This window comes from Mycobacterium sp. (genome assembly GCF_035499775.1).
Lineage (GTDB): Bacteria > Actinomycetota > Actinomycetes > Mycobacteriales > Mycobacteriaceae > Mycobacterium.
Genome location: NZ_DATJYB010000549.1, coordinates 1 through 6,350, shown reverse-complemented (window position 1 = coordinate 6,350; position 6,350 = coordinate 1). Strand labels below are relative to the sequence as shown.

4 protein-coding genes and 1 pseudogene are annotated in these 6,350 nt (G+C 65.9%); 4 read left to right on the top strand and 1 reads right to left on the bottom strand.

The annotated features are described in order from the left end of the window. Window positions 1–259 precede the first annotated feature (259 nt). The gene (locus VML93_RS33435) at window positions 260–799 is read right to left on the bottom strand and encodes an Rv0340 family IniB-related protein (protein ID WP_325617359.1); all 540 of its coding nucleotides are present in this window, start codon (window positions 797–799) and stop codon (window positions 260–262) included. A 142-nt stretch (window positions 800–941) separates the two neighbouring features. Between VML93_RS33435 and iniR the strand changes: the two genes are divergently transcribed. The 4 genes and pseudogenes from iniR to VML93_RS33415 all read left to right on the top strand — a co-directional run. Continuing rightward, window positions 942–3,410, top strand: coding sequence for an isoniazid response ATPase/transcriptional regulator IniR (gene iniR, locus VML93_RS33430; protein WP_325617357.1), 2,469 nt, complete (start codon window positions 942–944; stop codon window positions 3,408–3,410). Window positions 3,411–3,439: 29 nt separating this feature from the next. Further along, window positions 3,440–4,093, top strand: a complete 654-nt coding sequence (locus tag VML93_RS33425; RefSeq protein WP_325617355.1) for an Abi-alpha family protein — start codon at window positions 3,440–3,442, stop codon at window positions 4,091–4,093. 2 nt (window positions 4,094–4,095) lie between these two features. Further along, window positions 4,096–5,358 (top strand): DUF445 domain-containing protein, encoded by a 1,263-nt coding sequence (locus VML93_RS33420; protein WP_325617353.1) that lies wholly within the window; start codon window positions 4,096–4,098, stop codon window positions 5,356–5,358. Between the two features lie 142 nt (window positions 5,359–5,500). After that, window positions 5,501–6,350, top strand: a pseudogene (locus tag VML93_RS33415) (FeS-binding protein); the annotation flags it as partial.

The following is a 6,350-nucleotide window of genomic DNA, read 5'->3' as shown; positions in this document are numbered from 1 at the left end:
ATCTGGAAGCGTTTCGCCGGGTTGACCGGCGGTTGAGATCCACGCTATGGATTTCGCCCCCGCCCGGAATCGGGGTCTGATCCCCCAGCTGCTGAAGTACCCACCGGGATTGATGGGGCCACTCCATTAGGGGATTAGGGGAAATTTGGAGTCCCCCATAAACATGTTGCGATAACCCCCATTGACGGAAGTTATTGCACGTCAGACCGCTAAGCATCCGAGGCGCGGGCCATCGATCAGGTCAATGACAACCGCAGGCTCACCCGTGAATGCCGAACCCGTGGTGATCAGGATCGGCCGGGTGGGGGTGGGCTACCGGGTGGTCCCAGACAGCCGCATCGTGTGCCGGGAAAACGCTGTGATCGAATGTCGGATCAGGTGTATCTGCGCTGGTAAACAGCACCGATGGTTCATGTGGCTCGGTCACTATCGGGTGCGGATCGGTCACCGCCTCGCCGGCTCCGGGAGCGGCCGGCTGGCTGATCACACTCCCTACCGGGCCGTCGTGGCCGACGACACTCGCCGGGGTGTGGGGCGAGAACGCGTCCAGCGCCGCCGCCGCCGCGCCGCTCGCCCAGACGTTGCCATGATCAACGACCGGGGCCCCCGAAAGGCCACCACTGGGATTGGCCATCGACAGTGAATCCGTCACCATGGGGATCAGGTTATTCACATCTGCGCTGGTCACATTAGTAAGGTGCGCATCCGCGATCGACTGCGCGGGATTAGCGGCATAGCGCGCGGCAGCCTCGGGATCGCGAACAAGCGAGATCACAAAATCAAGCAACGAGTTTGCCATCACACGCCTCCTCGCCGCACCAAACGCATCCATAGGTAAAACCCAGCCAATTAACAAATGCTATCGGTTAAGGACACGGAGGCGGATCGGTGCAGAACCCACCTGCCCTGCGGCATCATTTGGGGGGTGCCGCGTTAGGGGAATGACGGGGTTACGGGGATGCCAAGCACCTAGCGGAGGAAGCGACGCCAACGTGACCGGTCCGGTTTCCACAGCTCCCGGCGAGATCCCCCCGAGCGCGCGCGAAGCCATCCGAGCCCTCAACAACGCCGCAACGGCACCGGCCAAACTTTTGATCAGCGGGGGTATCGGGAGCGGCAAAACCACGGTGTTGACCGCCGCCCGCCAAGCACTTCGGCGTGCGGGGCTGACTGTGCTGACACGCCCACCACGCGGCGAGGATCCGGCCGGCGTTGCCGTCGTCGTCGACGATGCACACTCGCTGACCGACGCCGAGCTGCTCAGCCTCACCGAACGCGTCTCCGACCCGGGCGCGACCGTCGTCGTGGCCGCCGAACCCCAGGAACAGCTGCGGGCCCTGTCTACGGCCGTCGAGCGCGACCGCCCGCGCATATCGCTCGGTCCCCTTCCCGTCGCCGAGCACCTTTTGGACTGCACCGCGGGACTGCCGTTCCTGGTACATGCTGTGGCCGACGGAACGCAGCCCGCCGCGCAGACGGCCAGGTTCGTGCTGATCGAGCGATTGCGCCGCCTCGACGAGCCCAGCCTGGACACCCTGCTCCTCATGTCGCTGACCCAGGAGCTAGGGGCGGCCGATGTGGCAGCCGCACTCAGGATTTCGGCGGCAGCGGCACACGGGCTCGTCGATCGGGCCCGCGCCGGTGGACTCGTCGAGCCCTCGCATAGCGCGACGTTCCTGCAGTCGGTGCACGACGCGGTCGCCCAACTCGTCGGCAACGCACACCACCGCGAGGTCGAAACTGCGCTCCTGCATTCGCAACTCGACATCGCAACGGTGTCATCGGATCTGGCGCTGCGACTCGCCGAACACGGGCTGCGCGACGACCGCCTGGCCGACATCCTCGCCCGGCAAGCGCGAGCCGAGTCCGCTGGGTCCGCGCGGCTGTACCGAGCGGCCATCGAAGCCGGTGCCACGGACCTGGCTCCCCGGCTCGCCGACGCGCTGGCCCTCAGCGGAGACTGCGCGGCCGCGGCGACGCAGGCCGATGATCTGCTCAGCTCGTCGGACTCTGCCGAACGCGCCGCGGCGGTCCGCATCGCGGCCAGCATCGCGATGCACGACGGGAATGCAAGTCAGGCAGCCGACTTGTTCGGCTGGCTGGGCCCGCACCCGGACGCGGTGGTGGGCGCCGCGGCAGCGATCGCGCACATCGCGACGGGCGACCTCGCGACAGCACGGGTCGCCCTGCACCCCAGGGACACCGGTCCGCCGACCAGGGCCGCGCGGACCTCGCGCAGTCTCGCCGAAGGGCTGCTGCTGACCGTGGACCAGCCATATCCGGCGGCGATCGCAAAACTTGGTCAGGCCATCGCGAGAGAACAATCCATCAGCGAGGTCCTGCCAGACAGCCCCGCGGCGCTAGTCACCTTGGCCGCGATCCACGGCGGCGATCCGGTTCGCGCCCGCAGCGTGATCGGCCGCGCCATCCGCAACGGGAGCGACCCGCTGTTCGAGCGCCGGCACCTGCTGTTGTCCGCCTGGATCAAAATGCAGGAGGGGCAACTGCCGTCGGCCAGCGCGGACGTCACCGGGGCCCGAGCGGCGGCATCGCACGGACGCGACGAGTTGTGGGCCGCCGCGCTGCAGACCGCGATCGCCCGCCGCAGCGGTGACACCGGCGCGCTGCAGAAGCATTGGTACACGGCGATGGAAGTGCTCGCCGAGTATTCGATCGACCTGTTCGCGCTGCTGCCGTTGGGGGAGCTGTGGGTGGCCGCCGCCCGTCTGCGTCAGGTAGACCGTCTGCAACACACCCTGGATCAAGCGGTCGGTCTGCTGGAATCGCTGGGCAACCCGCCTTTGTGGTCGGTCCCGCTGCATTGGGCCGGGGTGCACGCGGCAATCCTGGCCAACTCCCCGGAGTCGGTCGCACCGCACGGGCAGGCCCTCAGCCGCGCGGCCGGCGGCAGCGCACTGGCTCAGGCACTGTCGGGCGCCGGCCGGACCTGGCTGCGGGTCCTGGCCGACCAGGTCGACCCCGACGAAGTCGCCGTCGCGGCCCGGTCGCTGGCCCAGGTCGGGCTCACCTCGGACGCCACGCGATTGGCGGGTCAGGCCGCACTACACACACCCGACGGCCGGGTGTCCGGCGCGATGCTGCAGCTGGCGCGCGACCTCAAGCTGGGTGCGACCCCCAGCGAAACACCCAGCGCAACACCGGCCGACGAACAACCCGCCACCCCGTCGGCGCCGCACCACCCGCCCACTGGCTCACCCTTGTCGGAACGCGAACGCGAAGTCGCCGAGCTGCTGCTCCTCGGCATGCCCTACCGCGACATCGGACGCCAACCGTTCATCTCGGCCAAGACCGTCGAACACCATGTCGCCCGGATCCGTCGTCGGCTCGGCGCCGCTTCGCGCTCCGAGATGCTGTCCATGCTGCGCGCCATGCTGGCCCCGGAGAACTGAGCCCGCACCAGCGCGTTTACCGTTCACCCGTGGGGATTTCTCTGGATCCGCGGGCACTGGTCGGATACGCGTCCGGTTTGACGCAATTCTGGCTCCGCACCACCATCCGCACCCAGCAACAACTGCTGGACCTGCTGCAGAACCAAGCCGACGAACCACCGCCCGCGCTGCCCGCCGCTCCCGCGGCCCCGCCGTCGGACTCACTGGGCACCAAGATGCGCGATTTGCTCGACCGGGCGCTGGACCAGAGCACCAAAGGCAGCCAGGTGGAGCTGTTCCATCACATCCTCGATCAGCTGGTCGCCGACGAAGCCCGGATCATCGGCGCGCTGTCCGACGGTTCGGCGTCACCGGCGATCAATGTCTACGACTGGACACGTCGTCGCACCCCCGGGCGAGCCGTCCTGGAAAACGCGGCGTTGATCGGCCGCACCGCCAACGTGGCGCTGCCGGAAATGGTCCCGACGTACGTCAGCCATCTGCTGTCGCTCGGTCTAGTGGAGATCGGTCCGGAGGACCCGGACCTCAAGGACGACTACGAGATCCTGATGGCGGAGCCGTCGGTGCTGCGAACCATCGAGAGTGCCTCCCGGGGACCGTTGCCCGCGAAGGTGGACAAGCTCACGCTGACGCTGTCCCCGTTGGGCCGGTCGCTGTGGGCCGCGACGATGCAAGAAGGCTGACCGTGACGACTGCTGTGGTCGCGTTGCAGACATGGGACGAGATCAGGCACGACGTCAGCCTCAACTGGTTCATCTATCTGTCGATGCCGCTGGTGGCCGCGTTTGTCGGTTGGAGCACGAAGATCGTCGCGCTGGAGATGATCTACCGGCCGCTGGAATTCAAGGGCATCGGTCCGATCGGCTGGCAGGGAATCGTGCCGAGGCGCGCCGGCAAGGTCGGATCCAAGACCATCGACTTGCTGACGTCGAACCTGCTCAAACCCGAAGAGCTGCTGGACCGGATCGACGCCGGCGAGGCGGTCGAGGCGCTGCGCGCACCGCTGGTCCAGGCGGTCGACGAAATCTCCCGCGACGTCGCCGAGCAGATCCGGCCCGGGCTGTGGGACTCGCTGCCGGAGGCGGGCCGCAAAGCCATCCAGGGCCGCATCCAGGCTCAGGCGCCGCGGCTCATCGGAAACCTGCTCAACGAGATGAAGGCGGACCTGACCCGCTACGTCGACCTGCAGTACCTCGCCGTCACCACCCTGGTACGCAACAAGGACAAACTCGTCAAACTGATGCGCGGAGTGTCCAACGACGCGATGGCGTTCGTCCGGCGCAGCGGAATCTATTTCGGCCTGGGCATCGGGCTGGTGCAGATGGTCGCGTGGGCGCTGTTCAAGAATCCGTGGATCATGCCCGCATTCGGCTTCACCGTCGGCTTCATCAGCGACTACATCGCCTTGAACATGCTGTTCCGGCCGACGCATCAGAAGAAGATCCTCGGCCTGTTCACCTTCCAGGGACTGCTGCACGCCCAACGCGAAAAGATCACCCGCGACTACGCCAAGATCCTGGCCGACGACTTGTTCGCGCCCGAGATCCTGTTCGACGGGGTGATCAAGGGCCCCGGTGCGGACAAGCTGTTCGCCCTCGTCGCCAAGGAAGTCGACGAGGCGATCGATGCGCAGACCGGTATCGCCAAGCCGCTCATCGCACTCACCGTCGGCACCCAGCGCTATCGCGCCCTCAAGGACAGGGTTGTCGACCTGGTTCTCGAGCGGCTGCCGTCCACCCTGCTCGAGGCGCAGCAGTACGCCACCACGGTGATCGACCTCGAGCAAACCATTGTCGAGAAGATGAACCAGCTCACCAACGAGCAGTACGAGTCGATCCTGCGGCCGGTGTTCAAAGACGACGAGCCGTTGATGATCGCGGTCGGCGCGGTCCTCGGCGGTGTTGTCGGCGAGATCCAAGTCCAGCTGGTCGAGCTGTTGGGGCGTTGAACTTAGGGCAGCCTTTCTCGCGGTGAAAGCCGCACAGATGTCACTATGAGCAGGTCGAAGCAGGGCAACACAGGCATGTAACTATGCGTTGGGGAGATGTTCAGTGACACAGCCACTCATCAGATTGATTCTGGGCCTGAGCATGACCGCGATCGTGGGCGTATTGGCTCTGCGACGCGTCTGGTGGTTGTACAAGCTCGTCATGTCCGGTCAACCGGCCTCGGGGCGCACCGACCACATCGGCGAACGGATTTGGGCGCAGGTCGCCGAGGTGCTCGGCCAGCGCAAGCTGCTGAAGTGGTCACTGCCGGGTTTGGCGCACTTCTTCACCATGTGGGGTTTCTTCATCCTGCTCACGGTCTACATCGAGGCCTACGGGGTGCTGTTCGACCCGAAGTTCGCGATCCCGGTCATCGGCCACCTGGGCGCGCTGGGCGGCCTGCAGGACTTCTTCGCGCTGGCCGTGCTGACCGGCATCGTCACCTTCGCGATCATCCGATTGCGCAGCGAGCCAAAGGAGTACGGTCGCGATTCCCGCTTCTACGGTTCACACACCGGCGGTGCTTGGCTGATCCTATTCATGATCTTCAACGTCATCTGGACGTATGCGATCTTCCGCGGGGCCTCGGTCAACGCCCTCGGTTCCGACTTCCCTTACGGCAGGGGTGCTTTCTTCACACACTTCATGGGCGACCGGATGGCCTCGATGGGGCAGCACACCAACGAGACCATCGAGACCGTCGCGCTGATGCTGCACATCGGCGTCATGCTGGCCTTCCTGCTGATCGTGCTGCACTCCAAGCACTTACACATCTTCCTGGCGCCGATCAACGTCACGTTCAAGCGGCTGCCCGACGGGTTGGGCCCACTGCTGCCGGTCGAGTACGCGGTCGATGGCAAGGCTAAGCCAATCGATTTCGAAAACCCACCGGACGACGCGGAATTCGGCCGCGGCAAGATCGAGGACTTCACCTGGAAGGGCATGCTCGACT

Coding starts and splice junctions, on each gene's coding strand:
- VML93_RS33435 (WP_325617359.1), bottom strand. CDS start 799: ATGGCAAACTCGTTGCTTGATTTTGTGATCTCGCTTGTTCGCGATCCC.
- iniR (WP_325617357.1), top strand. CDS start 942: ATGACGGGGTTACGGGGATGCCAAGCACCTAGCGGAGGAAGCGACGCC.